Below are 605 nucleotides of genomic sequence, written 5' to 3' on the forward strand. Positions count from 1 at the left end.
GCCGGGGCAAGATCTTCAACGCCGCCGCCGAAACCGCGATCGCCTACAGCAAGGCGCTCACCGCGGGCCGGATCCCGCTCGGCCTGCGGGTCAAGCACGCGGTCTTCTCCCGCCTGGTCTACGGCAAGATCCGCGCGGCGGTGGGCGGCCGCGCCCAGTACGCCGTCTCCGGCGGCTCCGCCCTGGGCGAGCGCCTCGGCCACTTCTTCCGCGGCGTCGGCCTGACCATCATCGAGGGCTACGGACTCACCGAGACCTCGGCGCCCACCGCGGTCAACTCCCCGAACCTCAACAAGATCGGCACGGTGGGCAGTCCCTTCCCCGGTGTCAGCATCCGCATCGGCGAGGACGGCGAGGTCCTCTGCAAGGGCGACCACGTGATGCGCGGCTACTGGGGGAACGAGAAGGCCACCAAAGAGGCGTTCGACGAGGACGGCTGGTACCGCACCGGCGACCTCGGCTCCCTTGACGAGGACGGCTACCTGAGCATCACGGGGCGCAAAAAGGAGATCATCGTGACCGCGGGCGGTAAGAACGTGGCCCCCGCCGTCATCGAGGACCGCATCCGCGGACACGCGCTCATCAGCCAGTGCATGGTGGTCGGT

1 protein-coding gene is annotated in these 605 nt (G+C 69.3%); it reads left to right on the forward strand.

All coding sequences use genetic code 11. The features are described 5' to 3' along the window. A partial coding sequence (locus DAT37_RS00720) for an AMP-binding protein (RefSeq protein ID WP_157978230.1) occupies nt 1-605 on the forward strand: 605 nt, incomplete at both ends.

This window comes from Nocardia aurea, from assembly GCF_003123685.1.
Classification (GTDB): domain Bacteria; phylum Actinomycetota; class Actinomycetes; order Mycobacteriales; family Mycobacteriaceae; genus Nocardia; species Nocardia aurea.